At 74.1% G+C, this 22,996-nt stretch carries 21 protein-coding genes and 1 pseudogene; 11 read left to right on the forward strand and 11 right to left on the reverse strand.

Features of this window, described 5'->3' with window-relative positions; translation table 11 throughout:
- Positions 1 to 45 precede the first annotated feature (45 nt).
- Together LG395_RS24465 and rho are read right to left on the reverse strand one after the other, a co-directional pair.
- Positions 46 to 891: pseudogene (locus LG395_RS24465) on the reverse strand (D-alanyl-D-alanine carboxypeptidase family protein); the annotation flags it as partial.
- 100 nt (positions 892 to 991) lie between these two features.
- The gene (rho, locus tag LG395_RS24470) at positions 992 to 2,140 is read right to left on the reverse strand and encodes a transcription termination factor Rho (protein WP_171158872.1); all 1,149 of its coding nucleotides are present in this window, start codon (positions 2,138 to 2,140) and stop codon (positions 992 to 994) included.
- 383 nt (positions 2,141 to 2,523) lie between these two features.
- Here rho and LG395_RS24475 point away from each other — a divergent pair, with 383 nt between their 5' ends.
- Together LG395_RS24475 and LG395_RS24480 are read left to right on the forward strand one after the other, a co-directional pair.
- A complete protein-coding gene (locus LG395_RS24475) occupies positions 2,524 to 3,774 on the forward strand; it encodes a cytochrome P450 family protein (protein WP_225811207.1) in 1,251 nt (416 codons plus the stop codon).
- Positions 3,775 to 3,891: 117 nt separating this feature from the next.
- A complete protein-coding gene (locus LG395_RS24480) occupies positions 3,892 to 4,767 on the forward strand; it encodes a hypothetical protein (RefSeq protein ID WP_225811208.1) in 876 nt (291 codons plus the stop codon).
- 30 nt (positions 4,768 to 4,797) lie between these two features.
- Here the strand turns inward: LG395_RS24480 and LG395_RS24485 are convergent, their stop codons facing one another.
- A complete protein-coding gene (locus LG395_RS24485) occupies positions 4,798 to 5,196 on the reverse strand; it encodes a nuclear transport factor 2 family protein (RefSeq protein WP_171158874.1) in 399 nt (132 codons plus the stop codon).
- Positions 5,197 to 5,271: 75 nt separating this feature from the next.
- Here LG395_RS24485 and LG395_RS24490 point away from each other — a divergent pair, with 75 nt between their 5' ends.
- From LG395_RS24490 to LG395_RS24500, 3 genes are all read left to right on the forward strand, one after another.
- Positions 5,272 to 5,883, forward strand: coding sequence for a PadR family transcriptional regulator (locus tag LG395_RS24490; protein WP_171158875.1), 612 nt, complete (start codon positions 5,272 to 5,274; stop codon positions 5,881 to 5,883).
- A gap of 30 nt (positions 5,884 to 5,913) precedes the next feature.
- The gene (locus LG395_RS24495; protein WP_225811209.1) at positions 5,914 to 6,375 is read left to right on the forward strand and encodes a hypothetical protein; all 462 of its coding nucleotides are present in this window, start codon (positions 5,914 to 5,916) and stop codon (positions 6,373 to 6,375) included.
- Positions 6,376 to 6,471: 96 nt separating this feature from the next.
- Positions 6,472 to 7,245, forward strand: a complete 774-nt coding sequence (locus tag LG395_RS24500) for a class I SAM-dependent methyltransferase (RefSeq protein WP_225811210.1) — start codon at positions 6,472 to 6,474, stop codon at positions 7,243 to 7,245.
- Here LG395_RS24500 and LG395_RS24505 read toward each other — a convergent pair.
- From LG395_RS24505 to LG395_RS24530, 6 genes are all read right to left on the reverse strand, one after another.
- Positions 7,215 to 7,958: a GntR family transcriptional regulator gene (locus LG395_RS24505; protein ID WP_171158877.1), complete on the reverse strand. Its 744-nt coding sequence runs from the start codon at positions 7,956 to 7,958 to the stop codon at positions 7,215 to 7,217. The two genes, LG395_RS24500 and LG395_RS24505, sit on opposite strands and share 31 nt — an antisense overlap.
- 153 nt (positions 7,959 to 8,111) lie before the next feature.
- Entirely contained in the window at positions 8,112 to 9,311 is a 1,200-nt protein-coding gene (locus LG395_RS24510) for a serine hydrolase domain-containing protein (protein ID WP_225811211.1), read from the reverse strand.
- Positions 9,312 to 9,420: 109 nt separating this feature from the next.
- Complete coding sequence (locus LG395_RS24515) at positions 9,421 to 10,389, reverse strand: acetylxylan esterase (RefSeq protein WP_225811212.1); 969 nt, start codon at positions 10,387 to 10,389, stop codon at positions 9,421 to 9,423.
- A 262-nt stretch (positions 10,390 to 10,651) separates the two neighbouring features.
- On the reverse strand, positions 10,652 to 11,236 hold the full coding sequence (locus LG395_RS24520) for an Rv1733c family protein (protein ID WP_225811213.1): 585 nt from the start codon (positions 11,234 to 11,236) through the stop codon (positions 10,652 to 10,654).
- A 435-nt stretch (positions 11,237 to 11,671) separates the two neighbouring features.
- Positions 11,672 to 12,427: a ferredoxin reductase gene (locus LG395_RS24525; RefSeq protein ID WP_225811214.1), complete on the reverse strand. Its 756-nt coding sequence runs from the start codon at positions 12,425 to 12,427 to the stop codon at positions 11,672 to 11,674.
- Positions 12,420 to 13,025, reverse strand: a complete 606-nt coding sequence (locus LG395_RS24530; protein WP_171158882.1) for a sulfite oxidase-like oxidoreductase — start codon at positions 13,023 to 13,025, stop codon at positions 12,420 to 12,422. Before LG395_RS24530 ends, LG395_RS24525 begins: the two co-directional genes overlap by 8 nt.
- Before the next feature lie 299 nt (positions 13,026 to 13,324).
- On the opposite strand from LG395_RS24530, the gene LG395_RS24535 reads away from it, so the two are divergent.
- Positions 13,325 to 14,083, forward strand: coding sequence for a GNAT family N-acetyltransferase (locus LG395_RS24535; protein ID WP_225811215.1), 759 nt, complete (start codon positions 13,325 to 13,327; stop codon positions 14,081 to 14,083).
- Between the two features lie 54 nt (positions 14,084 to 14,137).
- On the opposite strand, the gene LG395_RS24540 is transcribed toward LG395_RS24535, so the two are convergent.
- Positions 14,138 to 14,536 (reverse strand): MarR family winged helix-turn-helix transcriptional regulator, encoded by a 399-nt coding sequence (locus LG395_RS24540; protein ID WP_225811404.1) that lies wholly within the window; start codon positions 14,534 to 14,536, stop codon positions 14,138 to 14,140.
- Positions 14,537 to 14,662: 126 nt separating this feature from the next.
- Between LG395_RS24540 and LG395_RS24545 the strand changes: the two genes are divergently transcribed.
- Together LG395_RS24545 and LG395_RS24550 are read left to right on the forward strand one after the other, a co-directional pair.
- Positions 14,663 to 15,757: an ABC-2 transporter permease gene (locus LG395_RS24545; protein ID WP_225811216.1), complete on the forward strand. Its 1,095-nt coding sequence runs from the start codon at positions 14,663 to 14,665 to the stop codon at positions 15,755 to 15,757.
- Positions 15,758 to 15,967: 210 nt separating this feature from the next.
- Positions 15,968 to 16,759, forward strand: a complete 792-nt coding sequence (locus LG395_RS24550; protein ID WP_225811217.1) for a putative protein N(5)-glutamine methyltransferase — start codon at positions 15,968 to 15,970, stop codon at positions 16,757 to 16,759.
- A gap of 288 nt (positions 16,760 to 17,047) precedes the next feature.
- Here LG395_RS24550 and LG395_RS24555 read toward each other — a convergent pair whose 3' ends face one another.
- Positions 17,048 to 19,126: a SpoIIE family protein phosphatase gene (locus tag LG395_RS24555; protein WP_225811218.1), complete on the reverse strand. Its 2,079-nt coding sequence runs from the start codon at positions 19,124 to 19,126 to the stop codon at positions 17,048 to 17,050.
- A 336-nt stretch (positions 19,127 to 19,462) separates the two neighbouring features.
- Between LG395_RS24555 and LG395_RS24560 the strand changes: the two genes are divergently transcribed.
- The 3 genes from LG395_RS24560 to LG395_RS24570 all read left to right on the forward strand — a co-directional run bounded on the left by LG395_RS24560 (position 19,463) and on the right by LG395_RS24570 (position 22,992).
- Positions 19,463 to 20,344 (forward strand): hypothetical protein, encoded by an 882-nt coding sequence (locus tag LG395_RS24560; RefSeq protein ID WP_171158888.1) that lies wholly within the window; start codon positions 19,463 to 19,465, stop codon positions 20,342 to 20,344.
- Positions 20,345 to 20,438: 94 nt separating this feature from the next.
- Positions 20,439 to 20,813: a hypothetical protein gene (locus tag LG395_RS24565; protein ID WP_171158889.1), complete on the forward strand. Its 375-nt coding sequence runs from the start codon at positions 20,439 to 20,441 to the stop codon at positions 20,811 to 20,813.
- A gap of 163 nt (positions 20,814 to 20,976) precedes the next feature.
- Positions 20,977 to 22,992 carry an oxidoreductase gene (locus LG395_RS24570; RefSeq protein ID WP_171158890.1) on the forward strand — a complete coding sequence of 672 codons (2,016 nt, stop codon included), beginning with the start codon at positions 20,977 to 20,979 and terminating at the stop codon, positions 22,990 to 22,992.
- Positions 22,993 to 22,996 lie beyond the last annotated feature (4 nt).

Below are 22,996 nucleotides of genomic sequence, written 5' to 3' on the forward strand. Positions count from 1 at the left end.
CACCACGAGGGTGCGCCCGCCCCGGTGCGCCGCGGCCACCAGGGTGTTGCCCGCGTTGCTGGTGTAGCCGTTCTTGATCCCGATGAGCCCGGGGTACGGCGCCACGCCGTCCTCGCCGGTCAGCAGCCGGTTGGTGTTCTCGATGGAGTACGGCGACCCGTCACCGGGGAAGGAGGCCTCGACGGTGGCGCAGTACCGGGCGAAGTCGGGGTTGTGCAGGCCCGCCCGGCCGAACACCGCGAGGTCGTAGGCGGAGGACACCTGACCGGGGGCGTCGTAGCCGTCCGGGGAGACCACGTGGGTGTCCAGGGCACCGAGCGAGCGGGCCTTGTCCTGCATGCGGGCGGCCGTGGCCTCCCAGCCGCCGCCCATCCGGGCGAGCACGTGCACGGCGTCGTTGCCGGAGCTGAGGAAGACGCCGCGCCACAGGTCGGCCACCTGGTAGGTGTGCCCTTCCTCGACGCCGACCAGGCTGCTGCCCTCGGCGACGTCGTCCAGCTCACCGTACCGCACGGTGTGCTGCTGCCCGCTGGGCAGCACCGGCAGCACGGTGAGCGCGAAGAGGGTCTTCAGGGTGCTCGCGGGAGGGAGCTCGCGGTGGGCGTCGTACGCGGCCAGCACCTCGCCGCTGCCCGCGTCGGCGACGAGCCAGGAGAGCGCCGAGACGTCCGGGAGCCCGGGTGCGTCCCGGTGCGGCCGGACCTGGATGCCGGAGTTGTAGAGCAGGGACGGCCCCGGCACGGCCGCCCCGGGGCGGGGCGGGGCGGGCTCCCCGGCGGGCTGCGTGGCCCGTGGCCCGGCGGCGGCAGCGGCCGGCGTGAGCGCCAGCAGGCCCGCCACACAGAGGGAGCAGGCCGACACCGCCGCGCGATAAGAGAATCCGGTGATCATATGATCAAAGTACGAAATTGGGGTGTATGCACCACGCCGCCGGGCCGTTCGGGTCACCGGGACACCCGGATGCCGCACCCGGCGGCCTCGTGGCCGCGCGTCAGGCGGCCGGCAGGGTGGGCCTGACCTGCCGCAGGAACGCGGCGTTGCCGGGGGTGGCGCGCAGCCGCTCCAGCAGGGTCTCCAGCCCGCAGGGCCCGCCCTCACGGGAGCGCAGGACCCGGCGCAGACCGTGCACGGCCGTCAGCTCGGCCGGGGTGAGCAGGAGTTCCTCGCGGCGGGTGCCGCTGGCGTCGATGTCGACGGCGGGGAAGACGCGCCGGCCCGCGAGTTGCCGGTCCAGGCGCAGCTCCATGTTGCCCGTGCTCTTCAGCTCCTCGAAGAAGTAGCCGTCGGCGCGGGAGCCCGTGTCCACGAGCACCGTGGCGAGGATGGTCAGCGAGCCGCCCTCCTCGGCCTGGCGGGCCGCGCCGAAGAACCGCTTGGGGCCGAGCAGCGCGCCGGCGTCGACACCGCCGCTCAGGGTGCGGCCGCCGGCGGCGGAGGCGTTGTTGTGGGCCCGGCACAGCCGGGTCAGGGAGTCCAGCAGGACGACGACGTCTTCGCCGGCCTCCACCAGGCGCTTGGCCCGCTCCACGACCAGGTCGGCGAGGGCGATGTGCTCCTTGGCCGGCCGGTCGAAGGTGGAGGCGTACACCTCGCCGCGTACCGAGCGGCGCATCTCGGTGACCTCCTCGGGCCGCTCGTCCAGCAGGAGCACCATCAGCCGGCACTCGGGGTGGTTGCCGGCCACGGCGGCGGCGAACTGCTGGAGCAGCACCGTCTTGCCGGTCTTCGGCGGGGCCACGATGAGGCCCCGCTGGCCCTTGCCGACCGGCGCGAGCAGATCGGTGACGCGTCCGGCCAGGCCGGAGGCGGGGTGTTCCAGGCGGAGGCGCCGGTGCGGGTGGAGCGGGGTGAGGTCGCGGAAGTGCGGCCGGGTGCCGGGCTCGCCGGGGGCGCGTCCGTTGACGCGCGCGACCTCGGTCAGGGCCCGCTGCGCGCCGCGGACGCCTTCGACCAGGTCGCCCTTGCGCAGCCCGTGGCGGCGGATCAGCGCCGGCGCGACCTGCGGATCGGCGGGGGAGGGCAGGAGGCCCGCGGCCCTCAGGTGTCCCTTCCCGTGCGCGTCGATGTCGAGGACACCGGTGACGAGCGGGGCGGCGGGGGCCTGTCGGGCCGTGGAGGGATGTTCGAGTGTGGTGGTCACGGGAGGGGGTCCTTTCGCGGACGGAGCAGAGAGCAGATGGGGGGAAGGCCGCGAGGGGGAGGCGTCCTGGACTGCCTCCGGGCGGCGGGAACGGCATCTCGGGTACGGCCTGGAAGGCTCGTCACGAGGTGGTGCCGGGAAGCTGACGCGCCGGGAGCCGGACATCCGGAAAACGGCGGACGGATCAGCGCGAAGGAGGGAAACTGGCACCGGCGGCCACGGTGGCCGTGCACGGGTGCTGAGGGAACGGTACCACCCGGGGGGAGCACCGCGTCCGTGACGTCGTCAACGAACCACCGGACCGGGCTATTCCCGGGGGCGTGCGTCCTCTCGGGGAGACGTCGGGAGGATTCGCCTTGTCAGGGGAGCATCAGGATCACCGGGTGGACACCTCGGCCGCCCGCACCCCGCACCGCCTGGACCCCGCCGGCGGCTGCCCGCACGCCGTGAACGCGCGCCTGCTGGCCCGGGGCGCCGTGGTCCCGGTCGAGCTGCCCGGCGGGATCGAGGGCATGGCCGTACTCGGACACGGGGCCCTCAAGGAGTTCCTGCAACATCCCCAGGTTGCCAAGGACGCGCGCCACTTCACCGCCCTGCGCGAGGGGCGGGTCGGTGCGGGCTGGCCGTTGCTGACGTTCGCCACCGTACCGGGCATGACCACCGCCGACGGCGACGACCACCGGCGGCTGCGCTCCCTCGCGGCCCGCGCCTTCACACCCCGCCGGGTGGCGGAACTGCGGCCACGGATCGAGGAGTTGACGGAGTCGCTGCTGGACGGCCTGGCGCGGGCCGCCGCCTCGGGCGACGGGGTCGCCGATCTGCGGCGGCACTTCGCCCTGCCCCTGCCGATGGGCGTGATCTGCGAACTCCTGGGCGTGGACATGGAGTTCCGGGACCGTCTGCACCGGCTCGGCAGCCTGGTCGTGGCCACCGACACCGCACCGGCCGAGGCCGTCGCCGCCAACCGCGAACTCCTCGCGGTCCTCGCGGAGATCGCCGCGGCGAAGGCCGCGCGGCCCGGCGACGACCTCACCAGCGCGCTCCTCGCCGCCCGCGACGAGGGCGGCGACCGGCTCGGCGAGCAGGAGCTGATCGGCACCCTGCTGCTGATGATCATCGCCGGGCACGAGACCACGCTCAACCTGATCACCAACGCCGTGCGCGCCCTGTGCGCCCACCCCGAGCAGCTCGGCCTGGTGCGCGCGGGCCGGGCGAGCTGGGCGGACGTGGTGGAGGAGACCCTGCGCTGGGACGCGCCGGTCAGCTACTTCCCGTTCCGCTACCCCGTACGGGACCTGACCGTCGCCGGCACGCTCGTCCCCGCCGGAACCCCCGTGCTGGCCGGCTACTCCGCCGCCGGCCGCGACCCGGCGGCGCACGGCCCGGACGCCGGCCGCTTCGACCTCACCCGCTCCGCCCGGCCCGGTGCCGTACGGCACCTGTCCCTCGGGCACGGCGCCCACTACTGCCTGGGCGCGCCACTGGCCCGGCTGGAGGCCACGGTCGCCCTGGAACGGCTGTTCACCCGGTTCCCGTCGCTGCGACTCGCCGTACCCGAAGCCGATCTGGTGCCGCACGCGGGCTTCGTCGGCAACAGCGTGCGCGCTCTGCCGGTCCGGCTCGCCGCGGCGTGACCCGCCCCTGAGCCGCGAACCCGCCGGAGCGTCGGGCTCAGGGAACAGACATCCCCAGACCGTAACGATCCTGGACAGCAAGGGACTTGACCGCCAACCATCCACTATCTTCCCGACATGTCCACGCCCCCGCAGCCCCCGCAGCCGGCCGACCGGCCCGCACCGCAGCCCCCGCAGCAGCCGGCCGTCCCGCCGCAGCCGACGGCCTACCCCTACCCGAACCCTCAGTCACCCCCGCCGGGAACGTTCCACGCGCAGCCCACCCTGGCCGACCAGCCCGCGCCGGGACAGCCGCAGCCGGGCAACCCGTACGCGCAGGCGCCCCAGTACGGGCCCGTGCCGCCCGTCCCCCCGGCCGGTGGCGGCGGGGCCGGCCGGGCGGTGCTGTGGGCCGCCGTCGGCGCGGTCGTCGCCTCCGCCGCGTGGGCGGCCGGTGTCCTGCTCGTCGGCGGGCGGAGCGACAGCGCGGACCTGCGCGGCTACTCGGCGCCCTCCAACATGTGCTCCAGCGGCGACTACTCGTCCTTCAAGGACGAGTACACCCAGAACGACTCCTCGCCGACCCGCACCTCGCTCAAGGACGCGGCACTGGACGAGAGTTACTGCAGCCTGGGCCTGAAGAAGGCCGGCTCGTCCTACGCGGACGCCTATCTGACCATGCAGCTGGACCTGCACAAGAAGACCGACCCCGCGCCCGAGTTCACCGCCACCTGGAAGAACTACGGGGACAGCCACACCGGGTACGACGTCGACCCGGTCGAGGGCATCGGCGACGAGGCCTACCTGGTCAGCCAGGACACCTCGAACGGCTCCTCCTCCAGCGGGTCCCGGTACGCCACGCTCGCCGTCCGCGACGGCTGGGTGACGTACACGATGAGCTACAGCGTCTACCTCACCTCGTACGACGAGGACAAGGACCCGCCCGCGCTGACCGACGTCACCGACTGGCTGAAGACCGACGCCAAGGCCACGCTGCGGCAGCTGAAGGACTGATCACCGCCGTGTGCCGGTGGGCGCGGCGGTTCACGCCGACCGGGCCCCGGCATCCTTCGCGATCTGCTCGAACCGCGCGCCCATGGCCTCGCCGAGAGCCTGCGCGCCCGACAGCGGACGGACCATGACCATGAGGTCGTCGATCAGGCCGTCCTCGTTCACGTGCAGGAAGTCGCAGCCGGTCAGCTCCCGGTCGCCGACCCGGGCCTGGAACACCAGCGCGTGGTCCGGTCCGTCCGGGGCGCCGATCTCCCGGACGTACCGGAAGTCCTCGAAGACCTGGACCACCGCGCGCAGCACCGCCGCGGTGATCGCTTTGCCCGGGTACGGCTTGAAGGCGACCGGACTGGTGAAGACGACGTCCTCGGCCAGCAGCGCCTCGACGGCGTCCAGGTCCCCGGCCTCCACCGCCTCGCGGAACGCGCGCATCGGCTCACCTCACTGATAGTCAACTAGTTGAATAAGTGCGGAGGAGATTAATCAACTGACTGCTAGCCTGTCCACATGTCGCTCAAGTACGCCGTCCTGGCCGCCCTGCTGGAGGGCGAGGCCTCGGGCTACGAGCTGTCGAAGGTCTTCGACGTCTCGTTCGCGAACTTCTGGCCCGCGACCCCCCAGCAGCTCTACCGTGAGCTGGAGCGCCTCGCCGGGGACGGGCTGGTCGAGGCGCGCACCGTGCAGCAGGAGCGCCGTCCCAACAAGCGGATGTTCACGCTCACCGAGGCCGGCCGGGCCGAGCTGGGCGCGTTCGCCGCCGAGCCGCCGAAGCGGCCCACCGCGATCCGGGACGAACTGCTCATCAAGGTCCAGGCCATGGACGGGGGCGACCCGGAGGTCACCCGGGCGCTGATCGAGGAGCGCATGGGCTGGGCACGCGGCAAGCTCGACCGCTACCGGAGGGTGCGCGAGCGCCTGCTCGCAGGGCGGACGGAGGAGGAGTTCCTCCGGACCGCCGACCGGGTGGGGCCGTACCTCACGCTCCTGGCCGGGATCGGCTTCGAGGAGGAGAACGTGCGCTGGTGCGAGCGGGTCCTCACGGTGCTCGGGCGACGCGGTGACGCCACGTCGGCCCGGCGCGTCGCTCATCAGGGTGGTGATCCCCCGCGGAACATGTGATGACCCCGAAGGGTGCGGGACAGTGGGCGGGTGCCTCGCCGACTTCTTCCGCTGCTGGTGGCGGCGCTGGTGACCGTCGCCGGCTGCACCACCGTCGACCCCGGTCCCGCACCCGACGCCGCCCGCCCCCGGCGCTCCCTCGCCCCCGGCACGGTGGTGCGGCCCCCGGTGCCCCAGGAGCCGGTCCGGGTGCCGTCCGGGCACGCGGCGCTGGTCCGCACCGGCCACGGACCCCGCTCGTCGGCCGGAGCGCGCCGGAACCCCGGGACCGGCCGCGTACCGGCGCCCGCGGCGCCTCCCCGGGCGGTGGCACCGGCCGCCCCGCCGGTCCGGCACCCCCGCCCCGAGCGCCGGAGACCGGTACGCCACCCGGACCGGCGTCCCCGTCCCGTCTCCCGGCCGCCCGCCGTCCGGATGCGCGACCTGTGCCGCCAGGCGGACGGCGTGACCGCACCGGAGATCGCACGGCTGTGCCACGACACCTTCGGCTGACGGTGGTGCCGGAGCCGGCCGAGCCCCGTGGCGGAACCCCGTGGTGCCTGGTGCGCTCCCGCCCGCGGCGCGGCACCAGCGTCATAGGCTGACGTCATGTTCGGTCCCGAAGGCCCCACGCTCCGCGAGCTGACCGTCCAGGCGCTGTCGTCCGTCGAGCACGGCTACGACCTGCTCGCACCGAAGTTCGACCACACCCCCTTCCGGACGCCCGACGTCGTACTGGACGCCGTGGCGCGGGCACTCGCCCCGCTCGGCCCCTTCACGGACGGACTCGACCTGTGCTGCGGCACCGGCGCGGGTACGCGCCTGCTGACCGGAGTGTGCCGCCGCAGCGTCACCGGGGTCGACTTCAGCGCGGGCATGCTCGACGTCGCCCGGCGCCGGGCGCCGGCCGCCGACGGGCCGGGGGTCGCGTGGGTGCGCGGCGACGCCCGGGCCCTGCCGTTCACCGCCGCCTTCGACCTCGTCGTCTCCTTCGGCGCGTTCGGCCACTTCCTGCCCCGCGAACTGCCGGGCCTGTTCACGCAGGTCCGCACGGTGCTGCGGCCGGGGGGCCGCTTCGTCTTCCCGGTGTTCGCGCCGCCCGGCCCGGCGCACCCCGGCTTCTGGACGCTGCTCGGCTTCGACGCGGTGATGCGGGTGCGCAACGCGCTGTGGCGACCGCCGTTCGTCATGTACTACCGGACCTTCCGGCTGAGCGCCGTGCTGCGCGAGCTGGAGCGCGCGGGCCTGACGGTGGAGCTGGGTGTCCTGCCCGGGTTCGGCCGGCGGGCCGACGGCAGCCCGCGCGCCCGGCTGGTGGTGGCCCGGCGGGCCGGCGCCGCGCCCCTCGGCGGTCAGCCCGCGGCGGGCAGCGTGAACTCGTAGACCAGTGTGTCGCGTTCGGCGTTCACCACCAGGTCGGTGATCTCCAGCGGACGCGCGTACTGGTCGTGCACGCGCCGGGTCACCCGCACCGAGGAGGCGGCGCCGGCCTGGGTGATGGCGTCCTGGTGGTGCAGGGTCAGGCCCGCCGTGCGCATCCAGTCGTAGGCCCGCCGCAGCTGCGCGGGCGTGGTCCCGTCGGCCCGGTCCCGGTAGCGGGCCAGCTCCGCCACCTCGGCCAGCGCCACCGCGGAGAACGACGTCACCGCCGTGCGCAGCGACCGGCCGTCCGGTGTCACCGACCGGTAGCGGTGCACCAGCGTGGGCCGGTGCGGGGCCAGACCCAGGGCCCGTGCGTGCTCCGGCGGCGGCTCCTCCCAGGTCACCGTGGCCCGGTCGACCGCGTAGGGGTCCACCGGCCGCGCGCCCACCGGGAAGGTGAGCGCTCCCGCCGTCTCGACGGGCCGGCCGGGCAGCGTCGCGTGGCTGCCCCGCCGGTCGGTGGCGACCGCACCGCTGCGGCGCAGCACCTCCAGCGCCTGCCGGACGGTCTCCCGGCTGACCCCGTAGCGTGAGGCCAGGTGCCTCTCGCCCGGGAGCCGTTGACCCGGTGGAATGATGCCGGCGCGCAGTTCGTCGAGCAGCAGCGCCGCGATCCGCCCGTACAGGGGCCGGTCGTCGCCGGTCGGGGGATCGTGCGGGGTGGTGCGGGCCATGCCGCGCCCTCCTGTCGGTGACAAAGGGTAGTCGTGCGGGTTCAGTGCGCGACCATGACTACCATTGGTCTAAACCACGAGGGAAGAGCGATCGGTCGGTTCGACCGAAACCCATCCGCGCGTACGGCGCCCGCAAGGCTCTACGCCGAAGTGTCACAAGGCGCTGTAGAGGGCCTCCACCAGCGCCGTCTTCCGTGGATCATTGGCGATGTGCGGACCCATCCGGTTCATCACATAGCCCAGCGACACCCCCGCGTCCGGATCGGCGAGCCCGCAGGAACCGCCGAATCCGTCGTGGCCGAAAGCGCGCGGATTGGGTCCGTACGACCCCTGGGGCCCGCTCAGCCACAGTCCGAGCCCCACCTCGGTGTCGCCCTCGAAGCCCGCGCCGAGCACCAGGTCGCGGCAGCTGCCCTGGCCCTCGCGCACCCGCTCGGCCGCCGGCGGTGACAGGATCCGCCGGCCGCCGTACGAGCCGCCCCCGGCGAAGACCCCGTACAGCGCCGCGACCGCGCGGGCGGTGCCGTGACCGTTGGCCGCCGGGATCTCCGCCGCCCGCCAGGCCGGACTGTTCGCCTCCGCCGCCCCGACGAGGGGGTTGGTCAGGGCCGCCAGCGCGGCCGGCGCCAACTGGCTGAACACCGCCGCCTGTTCGGTGCGCGACGCGGCCGGCGGGTGCACCAGCCGCGCCGCCCTGCCAAAGTCCCGCTCCGGCAGGCCCACCGTGAAGTCGAGTCCGAGCGGGCCGGTCACCTCCCGCTCCAGGAAGGCCCCCGGCCGCAGTCCCGACACGCGCCGTACGACCTCCCCGACCAGGAAGCCGTACGTCAGCGCGTGGTAGCCCGATCGGGTGCCCGGTTCCCACCAGGGCGCCATCGCGGCGAGCCGCCCGGTGGTCAGCTCCCAGTCGTACAGGTCCTCCAGGGTGTGCGGCTCGCGCAGCCCCGACAGCCCGGCGCGGTGCGACAGCAGGTGCCGTACGAGCACCTTGTCCTTGCCTTCGGCGGCGAACTCCGGCCAGTAGGCGGCCACCGGCGCGTCGAGGTCGAGCAGGCCCCGGTCGGCGAGGATGTGCGCGCACAGCGCCACGGGCCCCTTCGTGGTCGACCACACGTTCACCACGGTGTCCCGTGCCCAGGGCCGGGCGCGGGCCTCGTCCGCCCAGCCGCCCCAGAGGTCCACCACCGTCCGGCCGGCGACGGTCACCGCGACCGCGGCGCCGAGTTCCCCGCGTGCGCGGAAGTTCTCCGCGAACGCCTCCCGTACCGCCGCGAACCGCGGATCGCAGTGCCCGTGGATCTGCGCGTCCGTCTGCGGCGTCCGGTGTCTTCCCTGGGCTTCGTGCGCGGACATGCGGCCTCCCTCGTCGCCGGGATCCCGGGCCGCGGCACTGCCGCCCGGGCGCTCCGAACGTACCGACTGGTCGGACCGGAGGAAAGACCGGCGCAGCCGACGGCGGGGCTCAGGCGTACGACCGCAGCCAGCGCACCTTCTCGGCCTCCTGGAAGGGGCCGCCGCCCTCGTGGTCGTTGAAGTCGTACACCTCGATCGCCTTGTCTCCGTGCGCCCACGCGTTGAAGGCCGCGAACACGGTCGACGGCGGGCAGGTCTCGTCCTCCAGGGCCGCCGAGAACAGGGCAGGCGCCCGGCCCCGGGCCGCGAAGTGCACCCCGTCGAAGTAGGACAGGGTGCGCAGCACGTCCGCCGAGCGCCCGCGGTGCGTCTTGAGGAACAGGCCGATCTCCCGGTACGGGTGACGGTCCGTCAGGGTCGCTGCGCGCGGGAAGTCGCACAGGAACGGCACGTCCGGGGCTACCGCCACCAGGTCCGGGACCAGCCCGCCGACGGCCAGGGCGATGCCGCCGCCCTGGCTCCCGCCGGTCACCACCGTGCGCGCCGGGTCGGCCAGCGGGTGGGAACGGGCGGCCTCGACCGCGCGCACGGCGTCCGTGAACACCCGGCGGTAGTAGTAGTTCTCCGGCGCGTCGATGCCGCGCGTCATGAAGCCGGGGTACGCGGGCGCCGCGCCCACCGGGTCCGGGGTGCCGCCCCCGCCGCCCCAGGCGCTGCCCTGTCCCCGGGTGTCCATCGTGAAGTGGGCCCGGCCCGTCGACGCCCACAGCAGGTTCTCGTGCGGCAGACCGCGCCCCCCGCCGTAGCCGATGAACTCCACGACCAGCGGCAGCGGCTGCGCGGCCCCGGCCGGCAGTCGCAGCCAGCCCTTCACCGGGTGGCCGCCGAATCCGGCGAACGTCACGTCGTACACCTCGACGGTGGACAGCCCGGTCTCCACCGGCTCGAAGCGCGCGTCCAGTTCGTGCTCGCGGGCCTGCTGGAGCGTCTTGCCCCAGAAGGCGTCGAAGTCGTCCGGTTCGAGGGACTCGCTGCGGTACGCGCGGAGTTCGTCGAGGGGCAGGTCGAACAGGGCCATCAACAACCGCCTTCGTGAAGGGAGACTGCGTCGCCTCACCGTACGTGGGTGATCGGATGACTCGCCAGGGTCGTCGGGGGCGCGCGGCCCGGGTGCCGCCGCTCGCTCACGCGCCTCATCGCCGCTGGTCCAGGGGTGTGTAAGCGCGTGCTCCGAGGCGCGGGCGAGTGCGGGAGGGCGCCCCGGGTGGTCGGGTCACACGGCAGCCGTTTCCGGCGGCCGGACGTCAGGTGCGCGGCCCGCGCAGGCGTGCGACCGGACGTCAGGTGCGCGGCTGGGTCCACCGGGGTCCCGTCCGGGCCCACTCCCGCTCCCACTCGGCCAGCCGGTGGCGCAGGGCGATGCGGCGCGCGATCACGTGGCCGAGGAAGACGAGGGTCGCCGTACCGCCCGCCGCGCACAGCCCGACGGTCACGGTGTGCTGCCACACCGCGACGTCGTCCGCGGGCGGCCCGACACTGCGGTCCCGGGAGTCGAACCACACCGACACCGGCTCCCCGGGGCGGGTCCCCGCCGGGACCCGGGACCACGCCGTCCGGACCCCCTTGCCCGGCTCGGTCCAGCGGACCTGGGCGCGGTAGGGCTGCCGGGGGTCGCTCTGCGACGGGGTCAGCCGCCGGGGCGCGTCACCGATCACCACCGCGCGCACCTGATGGCGTTCGGCCCGCTGGGCCGCGGCGAGCGCCCGGGCCTGGTCGTGGGCGTGCAGGCCCGCGGCCACCCCGGCCAGGGGCGCGACCACGGACATCAGGACGGCGACCACCAGTACGGTCCACGCCTCCACGACGTCCGACCGGCGCCGCAGCGGATTGCGCCGCCAGCGCCAGCCACGCACCCGGGTACGCATGTCCACCTCCTCGCCACCGCCGCAGCCGGGGGAGCGGCAGGAGCCGGGTCGCCGGTCCACCGCCCCGCCGCTCACGGACACGAGCGTCCACACCCGTCTCGTACCCCGTTCGGCACACCTCGCGCACGCCGTGAACCCGCGAGTTCCGGCCCATGTGGCGCACGGCGCGCCCCCTGCGCCCCACGATCGCGCGCGGCGCTCCCCGGCGCGACCCGGGCGCCTCCCCGCCGGGCCCCGGCCGCACCGCTCGATCCCGGCAGGCGGGTTCCGCCGGGGTTCGGCCGGGCGTCTCGGGTCACTTCCCGGGCCGGTCTCGGCCGGCTCGCCCGGGTCCGTCGGCCGGGTCGGTCCCGGGAGACCGGCCCCCGGGCAGCGGAGCCGCCCGGCCCCGGCCGACGCCCTCAGGGCCACCGCGTCCCGGCTCGTCCCGAGACGTCAGCCGAAGCGTTCGATGCGGATGCGGTCCACGGGCTGGCCGGCCGCCACCAGTAGTCGGGAAGCGTGTTCGGCGAAGCCGTTGGACCCGCACACATAGGCTTCCCAACCACCGACGGGCGGTTCGGCCAGGAGCGGCGCCACATGCGCGGTCGTCATACGTCCCACCGGAACCCCGGGCGGAGCGCTGCGCGTGAACACGGGCGTCGTCTCCGCGCCGAGCTCGGACGCGTAGATCAGCTCCCCGGGACTGCGCGCCGACACCAGCATCCGCAGCGGGACGGTGAGACCCCGAGCCCGGTGGTGCCGGATCATCGACATCAGCGGTACGACCCCGGACCCCGCCCCGATCAGCAGCGCGGGCCGGTCGCCCGGCCAGGCGAAGAAGCCGCTGAGCGGGCCCCGCACCTCGACCGTGTCACCGGGCCGGGCCACGGTGTGGAACCAGCCGGAGACCTCGCCGTCCGGCACCCGGTCGAGGGTCAGCTCGATGTGCCCGGAGCCGTCCGGAGCGGACGCGATCGAGTAGTGGCGCTGCGCCACGTAGCCGTCGGCGGCGGTCAGCCGCAGCAGCAGGTGCTGGCCCGGCAGGTGCCCCGCCCAGTGCGGCACCGCCAGCCGGAACGTGGCCGCGCGCGGTGTCTCGCGCCGGATCTGGGTCAGGGTGGCCGTCCGCCACACCGAGGCAGCCTGCTCGCTCACGGCGATCCGCCCCGGCACCGCGAACCGCTGCGCGGAAGTCGTCGTCTCAGTCACCGGCGTACCGCTGTTCCTCCCACGGGTTGCCGCGCGCGTGGTAGCCGTTGCGCTCCCAGAAGCCCGGCTCGTCGTGGTCCAGGAGCGTAATGCCCGCGATCCACTTGGCGCTCTTCCAGAAGTACAGGTGGGGCACCACCAGCCGCGCCGGTCCGCCGTGTTCGGGCGGCAGCGGTGCGCCGTCGTACTCCCAGACGATCCAGGCCCGTCCGCCGGTGAGGTCGGCGAGCGGCAGGTTGGCGGTGTAGCCCGTGTGGGAGCGGGCGACGGCATGTGTGGCGGACCCATGGGGGCGCACCACATGGAAGAAGGCGTCCAGCGAGACGCCGCCGAACCGCACGCCGAACTTCGACCAGCCGGTCACACAGTGGATGTCACCGTCGTACGCCGACGCCGGCAGTGCGTGCGCCGCGTCCCAGTCCCAGGTGTGCGGGCGCTCGACCAGGCCGTCGATGCGGAAGGACCAGTCGGCGGGGGCCAGGTCGGGGGTGACCTCGGCGGACAGGACGGGCCAGTCGTCGCGCGCGTCGTACTGCCCGGGCGGCAGCCCCGGGTTGTGGACGCGCGGGCGACCCGTGAAGCCTCGCGTGACGTTCATGGTTAAACCGTACGTGGTCGGCCGGAATGCTCCGGCCCCGGCCGGCGGTCCCGCCGCGCCACGGGGCCCCGCGCCCCATGGCGCCGAGCCGCGCCGTGTCCCGGCTCGTCGCGTGTCATCGCGTGGCTTGTCGCGTGTCATTGCGGCCGTGTGAACTCTGTCCCGGGCCGGGAATACCGGCCCGGGACCGCTCCTTGCCGATCAGTGCCGGCGCCGGTGCGCCGGTGACAGCACGAGAGAAGTGAGGAAACGAGGATGCTCCAGGCCCATGTCTCCAGGCCCGTGACCGAGGTGGCCGGATGAGCGCCGTGACGGGTCCGGGCGTTGCCGGTCCGGCCGCCGCCGTCCCGCACGTCCTCGACAACCCCGCGCTCGCCTCCCTGACCGGCCCGCACGCCCACTTCGCCGAGCGGCGCGGCCGGGTGCTGCGCTACCCGGTCGACGTCTCCCCCTGGCTGGCCCTGCCCGATGACCCGGACTCGCGGGACTGGGCGGACCTCGCCGCGCTGGCCGGTCCCGGCGCCGAGGTCCCGCTGCCCGGTTTCCGCGGGGAACTGCCGGAGGACTGGGAGACCACCTTCCGGGTCGAGGGCGTGCAGTTCGTGGACGACGGCCTCGCCGCGGCGCCGGACCCGGAGGCGGTCCGCCTCGGCCCGGCGGACGTGCCGGAGATGCTCGACCTGGTGGCCCGGACCCAGCCGGGACCGTTCCTGCCCCGCACCGTGGAACTCGGCACATACCTGGGCATCCGGCGCGACGGCGCGCTGATCGCCATGGCGGGGGAGCGGCTGCACCCGCCGGGCTGGACCGAGATCAGCGCGGTCTGCACCGACCCCGCCTTCCGCGGCGAGGGCCTGGCCACCCGCCTGATCCTCGCGGTCGCGCACGGCATCCGCGAGCACGGCGAGACCCCGTTCCTGCACACGAGCGCCGAGAACACCAACGCCATCCGGCTCTACGAGTCCCTCGGCTTCCGGCTGCGCCGCCGTACCGCGTTCCTCGCGGCGCGGGCACCGCAGCGGCCGGCTGAGGACCACGCGGCGGTGCCGGTGCCGTAACCGGCCGCGGCGGTGCCGTGCACGGGCGTCGCTCCCCGCGGCCGGGCCGCCGGCTCAGTCCGCGTCCGCGGCGCCCGGGCCGGCGTTGTAGCGCTCCAGGTAGGCGGCGAAGCGCACCAGGTCCTCCTCCGGCCAGTCCGCGAGCCGCTCCCGGAACGCGGCCCGGCGGCTGCGGGTGACCTGGGCCAGGATCTCCTGGCCGGCGTCCGTCAGGTGCAGCACCTGGACCCGGTGGTCCTCCGGGTCCAGCCGGCGCTCGATCAGCCCGGCCCGCTCCAGCGCCGCCACCTGGCGGCTGACCGTGGACTTGTCCAGGGCGTAGTGCGCCGCCAGGTCCGTCGCCCGGCAGCCGCCGCGCTCCTCCAGGTGGCCGAGCAGGGTGTACGACACCAGGGACAGCTCGGGGTGCATGCGGCCCGCCGAGGCACGGGCCCGGCGGGCGAAGATGGTCATCTCGCGCTGGATCGTCTCGACGGCCGACTCCGCTGCGCTCACGGGAATTCCTCCTCCGACGTTCTAGTTGTATAGTACAACTTGAACTGGAAGTTGTATAAGCCAACCTTTGGAGGGCCGCGCGCGATGAGGTCACCGGCACTGCGCCATGTGCTCACGCACCTGATCACCCCGCTGCTGATGTGCATCGGCATGGGGCTCGCGTACATGGGGGCGTTCGTCACCCCCGAGCCGCACCACCTGCCGGTCGCCGTCGTCGGCACCGCCCCGAGGGCGAAGGTCTTCGCGCAGACCGTCAAGGACGCCGCGGGCGACAAGCTCGACGTCCGCACGGTCGCCACCCGGGCCGACGCCGTCCACCTGCTCAGGTCCCGCGAGGTGACCGGAGCCTATGTGCCGAGCGCCAGGAAGCCGGAACTGCTGGTGGCGACCGCCGCGTCCGACATGGGGGCCACCGCCGTGGAGAAGGTCTTCACGCCGGTCGCCGCCCGGGAGGGCGTCCCGCTGAAGGTGACCGACGTGGCCGCCCCGGTCGCCGACGACCCCACCGGGCAAGGCCTGTTCTTCCTGCTGGTCGCGGTCAGCATCGGCTCGTACGCCTCGGTCGCCGCGCTCGGCGCCGCGGGTGCCGCCCTCGCGATGCGGGTCCGGGCGCTGCTGGCGCTCGGGGTCGCCGCCGTGGTCGGCGGCATCGGCGCGCTGCTCGCCGGGCCGGTGTTCCACCTCGCCCACCACGACCTCGCGGGGGTCTGGGGCATGGCCTCGCTGTACTCGGCGGGCATCCTCCTGCTCGGCGTGGGTCTGCACACGTTCCTCAAGCGGTGGACCACGCTCACCATGATGGTGCTGTTCGTCATGCTGAACTTCACGAGCTCCGGCGGCCTGTTCCGGCCCGAACTCCAGAACGGCTTCTTCGGCGCCCTGCACGCCTTCTGGAACGGCGCAGGCTTCGTCGAGGGCGCCCGCGGCCTGCTCTACTTCGGCGGCGACGGCCTGACCCGCTCCGTGTGGACCCTGGTGGCCTGGCTGCTGGCCGGTGTCCTGGTGACCGCGGTGGCGGCCCTGTACGAGCGCACCCGCGCCGCCCGCCAGGAAACCACCGCACCCGAGGCCGGCACCGCATCAGCCGTGTCCGGGCCCGAGCGCGGGGCCCGGCGGGCCACCGAGGAGCAGGCCGCGCAGGAGGCCGAGGAAGAGGCCGAGGAGACGGTCGGTGTCTGAACCCGGCGTCCCCGAAGGCCCGTCAGGGCCGTGGGGTAGAGTGACCGTCCTGCCGCGGACGCCTGTCCGGGGCTTCGCGGACGAGGAGGTGAGACCCATTACCGCTGTGTCGGCTGGGGTGCTCCCTCCTCGTGACGGCGCGGTACGCCGAGCCCGGTGACCGCGGGAGCGCCCTGAAGGCTTCGCGCTCCCGAAAGGCTTTCGGCTTCCATGCCCACTCCTGTTCCGTTCTCCCCGTCCGCCGTCGTCTCCGCGTTGCGCGCCGCAGGGTGCGTCTTCGCCGAGGACGAGGCCGAGCTGATCCTCGCCACCGCCCGCACGCCCGAGGAGGCGGCCGGCATGGCGGCCCGGCGCGCCGCCGGGCTGCCGCTCGAACAGGTGGTCGGCTGGGCCGCGTTCCGCGGGCTGCGCGTCACCCTGGAACCCGGGGTGTTCGTCCCCCGCCGCCGTACCGAGTTCCTGGTCGACCAGGCGCTGGCCGCCGCGCCGGACGCGACCGTCGTCGTGGACCTGTGCTGTGGCTCCGGTGCGCTCGGCGCGGCACTGGCCGCCGCCCTGGACGGGGCGGAGGTGCACGCCGCCGACATCGATCCGGCCGCCGTGCGCTGTGCCCGCCGCAATCTCGCCGCGTTCGGCGGCCTGGCGCACCAGGGCGACCTGTACGACGCGCTGCCCGCCGGCCTGCGCGGCCGGGTGGGTCTCCTGACCGCCAACGTGCCCTACGTACCCACCGCCGAGGTGCCCCTGCTGCCGGCGGAGGCCCGCGAGCACGAGCCGCTGGTGGCGCTGGACGGCGGCGCCGACGGGCTCGACGTGCTGCGCCGGGTGGCCGCCGGGGCACCCGAGTGGCTCGCCCCCGGCGGCTGCCTGCTCAGCGAGACCAGCGAACGCCAGGCCCCGGCCGCCGTACGGGCCTTCGAGGCCGCGGGTCTGACGACCCGCCTGGCGGTCGGCGAGGAGCTGTACGCGCACGTGGTGATCGGCGTACGGCCCCGGGTCTGACGCGGACTCCGCTCCGCCCCGTGCCCCCGGTTCCCCGAACCGCCGTCAGCCGCCCGGCCGCTCGGGGGCCGCAGGAGCCCGGGGGCCTGTCGTCGGACTCCCGTCGTCCGCCCGGAGGGCGGGCGGCGCGGCGTCAGGTACGTGCTCCGGCGGAGTGCCGGGTCCCGGCCCCCGTACCGGCTGTACCCGGGGCGGTGCCCGGTGCGGCGGGCGGAGGCGCCCCCGCGCCGTTGAGGCGGTGGGGGAGCGTGCGGAGGCGCGCGGCCGACGGGAGTCCGTCGCCGCGGGCTACGGCAGTTCCTGCGCCCGGGCGATGAGCAGGGCCACGTCGTCGTGGTTGTCCGGGTGGTGCAGCGTGCGCAGCAGCAGGTCGCAGGCCTCCTCCAGCGGGCGGGCCGGGTCGTCGAGCAGGGACAGCAGGAACGCCAGGCGCTCGTCGAGGGAGTGCCGGCGGGTCTCCACCAGTCCGTCGGTGTAGAACACCAGCACGTCGCCGGGTTCGAAGTCGACCGTGACGGTGGAGAAGCCGACCCCGCCCACCCCCAGCGGCACCCCGGTGGGCAGGTCGAGCAGCTCCGCCGGCCGGCCGGGCCGCACGCGCGCCGGCGGCAGGTGGCCGGCGTTGGCGATCCGGCACTGCCGCAGATGCGGGTCGTGGACGGCGTACACGCAGGTCGCGATCGAGTGGTCCAGGGCCGAGGTCGTCTTGTCCAGGTGCTCCAGCAGCCGCGCCGGATCGAGGTCGAGCGCGGCCAGGGTGGTCGTCGCGGTGCGCAGCCGGCCCATCGTGGCGGCGGCGCCGATGCCACTGCCCATCACGTCACCGACGACGAGCGCGGTCTTGCCTCCCTCCAGCGGGATCACGTCGAACCAGTCCCCGCCGACCTCGCTGGTGGCGCCCGCCGGCTGGTACCGGGAGGCCACCTCCAGACCGGTGGTGACCGGCGGATGGCTGGGCAGCAGGCTGCGCTGGAGGGTCAGCGCGGTGTTGCGGGCGTTCTGGTACCAGCGCGCGTTGTCGATCTGCACGGCCGCGCGGGCGGCCAGCTCGCGCGCCAGCAGCAGGTCGTCCTCGTCGAAGGGCGCCGGATTGCGGGTGCGTTTGAGGTCGAGCGCGCCCAGCACCTCGCCGCGCGCGATCAGCGGCACCGCGAGATACGAGTGCAGGCCCGCCCGGCCCAGCAGCACGGCCGCCTCGGGGGAGCGGGCGATGCGCGCCAGGTCCTCGTCCTTCACCTGCGGCACCAGGACCGCCTCGCCGGTGCGCACGCACTCGGTGACCAGGCGATCGGGCGCGTACCGGGTGACCCGGCCGGGCGGGTCGGCGGCCCGCACCGCCTCCGAGCCCTGTGCGGGACGGACCGCGAGGGCCCGGATCACCGCCGCCTCCGAGGGGCCCAGGGTGCTGCGCCGGCCCTCGGCCACCGCCTCCAGCAGGTCCACCGCCGCCACGTCCGCCAGTTCCGGCACGGCGACGTCGGCCAGTTCGCAGGCGGTGCGCTCCAGCTCCAGCGTCGTACCGATCCGGGCGGAGGCGTCCGCGACGACCGCGAGCCGGCGCCGCGCGGCCTCCCGCTCCACCGAGGCCCGGTGCTGCTCGGTGATGTCGGTCATCGAGACCGCCACCCCGAGCACGTTGCCCATCGCGTCCTCCAGCCGGTACAGCGAGTGCGACCAGGTGTGGTCCGCGTCCGGGTCGGCGGGCGTGCGGCCGACGAGCGTGACGTCGATCACCGGCACCCCCGTCCTCAGCACCTGCCGGGCGGCGGCCTCCAGGGCCTCGGTGTCCAGCATCGGCAGCACCTCGCGCAGCGTCCGGCCCACGTGCCCGGCGGCCGTCACCCCGTTCATCTTCTCCAGGGCCGGGTTGACCGAGACGAACCGCAGGCCGGTGTCCAGGACGGCGTAGCCGATCGGTGACTGCATCACCATCCGCTCGGACAGCGCCACGTCCTGCTCCAGCCGCCGCACGGTCGACTGGTCGGCGGCGAGCCCGAGCGCGTAGACGTCCCCCTGGTCGTCCAGCAGCCGCATGTTGCGGAACTCGACCAGACGGGTGCTGCCGTCCTTGTGCCGGACCGGGAAGCCGCCCGCCCAGCTCTGCCCGGTGCGCATCACGTCGGCGAAGAGCTTGCCGACCAGCTGGATGTGCCGCTCGTGCACCATCAGGCGGGCGGCGTACTGGCCGAGGGCCTCCTGGGCGGTGTAACCGAACAACTCCTCCGCCTGTGGGCTCCACAGGACGATCCGCCCGTCGGTGTCCAGCACCACCGATGCGACGCCGAGGACGTCGAGCAGGCCGCCGGGAGGCACCGGTCCACGAGCCGGTTCGCCGCCCTCCGCCATCGGAGCTCCGGGTGCACTCATGCCACGCACCGCCTTCGCACGTCCGCACGGCACGCCGTCCCCCGTGCCGAATCCCCTGCTTCTACCGCGCTCACACCCGACTCTCCGACGCCTTCGCCGCTACCTCCACCATCTCTCAACACGGCGCGGCCGTCCGCCGAAGCCGTCGCGCCGGCGGTGCGCGCCGTGCCGGACCTCCTGCCGAGACCGTACAGCGCGGTCCGGCCGGCCGTGAGAGTTCACGCTCATGTTGCTCTGTTGGTCTGTACATGACTACGGCGCCACGCCAGACTGTCCGCCGACCGAGTGACCCCGCCCGCTCGCCCCGGGCCCCCAGCCCCGTCAGAGGAGTCGGCCATGCCCGCGTCCGCCCGGCAACGTTGTCACGCAGTACTCTCCGGACTCGTCACCCTCGCCACCGCCGCCGTCGTGTCGCTCGCCGCACCCGCGCCCGCCCACGCGGCGGACACCTGGACCGAGACCGGCTCCGACCGCGCCGACCCGCTGACCGAGAGCCAGGGCCTGGCCTCGGTGGAGGTCCCGGCCAACAGTCCCAACCGCTACACCGGCATCGGCACCATCCCCCTCGGCGTCTCCAGCCGCGGCTGGAATCACGTCGGCGACCCCGACGCCTCGTACGACGGCTACTACGTCGAGCCCTACCAGCGGGACTCCGGCACCTCCAAGATGTTCCGGGTGCAGGCGCCCGGCGGCGCCTGGTCGGAGTACGTCCACACGCTGGGCGCGGGCGAGGCGCTGAACAACTCCTGGGCCGCGATATCGCCCGACGGCCAGTGGATGCTGTCCGGTGAGTGGGGCACGATGACCCGGCTGCTGGTCTTCCCGACCCCGGGCGTCAACCCGGCCACCTCGCCCTCGGCGAACCTCCCGCAGGTCTCCACCGTCCGCCTGGACCACGCCGTCCGCGACGTCCAGGGCTGCGACTTCTCCGGCCCCACGACCCTGCTGTGCTCCTCCGACGACCCGGAGGGCAGTCTGTTCGGCCTCACCAAGCCACTGCTCCAGATCGACCTGTCGGCCGCGCCGAACGGCACGGCGGACGTCTCCGGCCATGTCACGGCGCTGCGCCAGCTGCCGCTGCGCAGTTCCTGCTCGGGCACCTTCGAGGCGGAGGGCATCGACTACGACCGCCGGACCGGCACCCTGCGCGTGATCGTGGTCTCGCCCGGCTTCTGCGTGCTGACGGACAGCAAGACGTACAAGTTCTCCCGCGGCTGAGGTGTGCCCGGCGGCCGGTGATGCTTTGCTGAGGATGAACTCGGTTCGGCGGGGTACCCCGTTCCACCGCAGCACGGCCACGAAAGGAGCGGTCATGGCAGACACGGAGCGGTCGCATCCGGAAACCGTCTCGGTGGAGATCAGCGGCTATTCAAAGGACGACGCCCGGCTCGTCTTCGAAGCGCTCAGCGCCTGCTTCGCCTCCGACCGGGCTCCGGAAGAGGTACCGCAGCAGCTCCACGAGACCCGTCCGATGGTATGGCTCGGTACGTACGACGTCTCGGACGCCCGCGGCGGGGGCTGCCCGCCGGTCCACCTCGACTCGCCGGTCCAGGCGGACGTGCAGGGCAGCTACTGGGCGGTGGAGCGGTTCCGCACCACCCTGGACTCGATGTTCACCGTGCAGGAGACCTGCGCGGCCTCCGGCGACCAGGAGCGGGACCTGCACCTGCGCCTGGAGAGCCGCTGACCGCGTCGAGGTTCCGGGCGACGCCCCGGCCGGCCCCCCGCCGGCCGGGGCGTCGCCGTGTCGGAGCGTCCGTGCCCGCGCGCCGCCGGTTGTGCAACTAGTTGCAAAAAGGCTCGGGCTTCCTCTACAACAGGAGGTGACGACACCGCGCACGGAGGGCCCGATGAGCCGTTACCCGCATCTGATGACCCCGCTCGACCTGGGCTTCACCACGCTTCCCAACCGCGTGCTCATGGGCTCCATGCACGTCGGCCTGGAGGAGGCCGAGCACGGCTTCGAGCGGATGGCGGCGTTCTACGCGGCCCGCGCGCGCGGGGGAGTGGGCCTCATCGTCACCGGTGGCATCGCGCCCAACGAGGAGGGGCGGCCGTACGAGGGCGGAGCCATGCTCACCACCGAGGCGGAGGCCGATCGGCACCGGACCGTCACCGAGGCCGTGCACCGCGAGGGCGGCCGGATCGCGATGCAGATCCTGCACTTCGGCCGTTACGCCTACCACCGGGACCTCGTCGCGCCGAGCCCGCTCCAGGCGCCCATCAGCCCCTTCGTCCCTCGCGAGCTGACCGACGCCGACGTCGAGCGCACCATCGAGGACTACGCCCGCGCCGCCCGCCTCGCCCGGCGGGCCGGCTACGACGGTGTCGAGATCATGGGCTCCGAGGGCTATCTGATCAACGAGTTCATCGCCGCGCGGACGAACCGGCGCACGGACCGCTGGGGCGGACCCTACGAGAACCGGATGCGGTTCCCCGTCGAGATCGTCCGGCGGGTGCGCGAGGCCGTCGGCGAGGACTTCGTCATCATCTACCGGCTGTCCATGCTGGACCTGGTCCCGGGCGGCTCCTCGCTGGACGAGGTGATCGCGCTCGGCAAGGCCGTCGAGGCCGCCGGGGCCACCATCATCAACACCGGCATCGGCTGGCACGAGGCCCGCATCCCCACCATCGCCACCTCCGTGCCGCGCGGCGCCTACACCTGGGTCACCAAGAGGCTCATGGGCGCGGTGTCCGTGCCCCTGGTGACCACCAACCGGATCAACACCCCGGAACTCGCCGAGCGACTGCTGGCCGACGGCTGTGCGGACATGGTCTCCCTGGCCCGCCCGATGCTGGCCGACCCCGACTTCGTCGCCAAAGCCGCCGCCGGCACCCCGGAGGCCATCAACACCTGCATCGGCTGCAACCAGGCCTGCCTCGACCACACCTTCAGCGGGCAGATCACGTCCTGCCTGGTCAACCCGCGCGCCTGCCACGAGACCGAGCTGGTCCTCGCGCCGACCCGGCTGAAGAAGCGCGTCGCCGTCGTCGGCGCCGGCCCCGCCGGCCTCGCCTGCGCGGTCTCCGCCGCCGAACGGGGCCACACCGTCACCCTGTTCGACGCGGCGGGCGAGATCGGCGGACAGCTCAACGTGGCCCGCAAGGTGCCCGGCAAGCAGGAGTTCGACGAGACGCTGCGCTACTTCCGCCACCGGCTTCAGGCCCACGACGTCGAGGTACGCCTGGACACCTGGGTGGAGGCCGGCGACCTGGAGGGCTTCGACGAGGTCGTCGTCGCCACCGGCGTCACCCCGCGCACCCCGGACATCCCCGGCGTCGACCACCCCCGCGTCCTCGGCTACCTCGACGTGCTGCGCGACGGCGCCCCCGTCGGCGACCGCGTCGCCGTCCTCGGCGCCGGCGGCATCGGCTTCGACGTCGCCGAGTTCCTCACCGACGGCGGCGACAAGGCGAGCGAGGACCCGGAGACGTACTTCCGGAACTGGGGCGTCGACACGGACTACCGGGCGCCGGGCGGGCTCACCGCCCCCGAGCGGCCCGCGCCGCCCCGCCAGGTCCACCTGCTCCAGCGCAAGACCAGCAAGGTCGGCGCCGGACTCGGCAAGACGACCGGCTGGATCCACCGCACCGAGCTGAAGCACCGGGGCGTGACCATGGTGCCGGGCGTGCGCTACGACCGCATCGACGACGCCGGACTGCACATCACGGTCGGCGAGGAGAGCACGGTCCTGGAGGTCGACACGGTCGTGCTCTGCACCGGGCAGGAACCGCGCCGCGAGCTGTACGAGGAGCTGCTGGCCGCCGGGCGCAGCGCGCACCTGATCGGCGGCGCCGACGTCGCGGCCGAGCTGGACGCCAAGCGGGCGATCAAGCAGGGCACGGAACTGGCGGCGGCGCTGTAGGCGC

The sequence above is a fragment of the Streptomyces spinosus genome, assembly GCF_020400655.1.
In the GTDB taxonomy this organism is placed as follows: Bacteria; Actinomycetota; Actinomycetes; order Streptomycetales; family Streptomycetaceae; genus Streptomyces; species Streptomyces argyrophylli.